Below are 1,677 nucleotides of genomic sequence, written 5' to 3'. Positions count from 1 at the left end.
GGGATTTATTTCAAATTTTATACAGCATACAGGCTCCTTAAAACGACTATTTCTAGTACTTTTCCAAAAACCCCTAAGGTAAAAATGAAAAATAGGTATTTCTACCTACTTTGTTTTATATCCCTCTAGAAATTTCATCAAAATGAAAATGAAGTCAAGAAAACTTAAATATTGAATTACTAAAGAACACTAAAATAATATCTAAAACATCGCTTTTAAGATTACGTTATATGAAAGACAACGCAGGTGAAATAGTAATACCGAGAAAATCAATACAGCCAAAAGATAATGTAGGTTTTAATATTACAGGTAGCACTGAATTATTTAATATTTTAATGGATAAGAGTTTTAATTTTCCAAAACCCGTTTCATTAATTAAATATTTAATTAGAATGCATGTATATGACAACAAAAACGCACGTGTTCTTGATTTCTTCGCCGGTTCTGGTACAACAGGCCATGCCGTTATGGAATTAAATAGAGAAGATGGCGGAAACAGAACTTTTACCCTTGTTACTAATAACGAAAATAACATCGCACACGATGTGACTTACGAAAGACTTTACAGAATAAATAATGGTAGGGGAACAAAAGAAGAAACATTCAAATGACTAGAAAAAAATGAGCCTTATAAACAAAATCTTAATGTTTTTAGCATTGAATATTTTGATACACAACTTTTTAATGACAATGTTAATAATGAATTGATTAAGCAAACCTTAATTAAAGAATTACAAGATAATGGAATTACAACATCGACAAAATTTGAAAAGCATCTGTATTATGATTTAATGTCTCTAAAACCGCTTGATAATGATAAGGAAAAACAAAATGACAACAATTAATTTATCTGATGTGCAAGCTAGAGCGGTTAATGAATTAGTTGAAAAATGCGATTTGGATAATAAGTCATCTGTTTATTTTAAAGCACCTACCGGTAGTGGTAAAACATTTATGATCGCTAATGTGATTGATCGTTTAATTAAATTACACGGACACAAGCAAAAATTATTCTTCATTATAGCAACTTTGTCTTCTGGCGAATTGCCTAAACAAATGGAACAAAATTTAAACGAATATAAACATGTTTTATATTCAATTAGAAATATTGAAAGAATTGAATCGCCCAGTGTTAATAAAACTAAAAATAAAGACTACGAACCACAATTAGTTTTAGAACAAAATAAAGTGATGATTTTTGGAGCTTCAACTTTTGGTAAAGGCAGAATCCTTACTGAATATAATTATCTAGAAAACTTTATTCAAGAAATTAAAAGTGAAGGTTATAAATTAATCTACATAAGAGATGAATCACACCACGGGGGTGAAGTTAAAAACAATTTTGTTGACATTGATAGAAGCGATTTTAAAAATAAAGATCAACAAAATGAGAAGCATTTTGAAGCTTTGGTGCAAAAAGCTGCACAATACATTATTAAAATGACCGCTACTCCGCCAAGAACACAAAATCAAGTAGTAATCACTGAAAAAGAATTGCAAACTGACTCAATTAAGTTAATTAAAACTGAAGCAAAACGAAATGATTTTAAGGTCGATAAATTTTTAGAAGAAATTAGTGACTTTGATTTATTGCAAAAAGCATGTGAAAGATTTAAAGAAATCAAAAAAGCTTATGATGATGCCGAATCAGAACCGGCATTAATCAATATTCATCCA

2 protein-coding genes are annotated in these 1,677 nt (G+C 29.0%); both read left to right on the top strand.

What is annotated here, in order from left to right:
- Positions 1-110 precede the first annotated feature (110 nt).
- Positions 111-845, top strand: a complete 735-nt coding sequence (locus N1F73_RS03630; RefSeq protein WP_260360148.1) for a DNA methyltransferase — start codon at positions 111-113, stop codon at positions 843-845.
- Positions 832-1,677: DEAD/DEAH box helicase family protein (locus tag N1F73_RS03625; protein WP_260360147.1), on the top strand; the 846-nt coding region annotated here is incomplete at its 3' end. The genes N1F73_RS03630 and N1F73_RS03625, both read left to right, overlap by 14 nt.

Source organism: Mycoplasma sp. HS2188, assembly GCF_025209835.1.
GTDB lineage: Bacteria > Bacillota_I > Bacilli_A > Mycoplasmatales > Metamycoplasmataceae > Mycoplasmopsis.
Note: the sequence above shows the minus strand (reverse complement) of the source record. Positions and strands in the feature narration are given on the sequence as shown.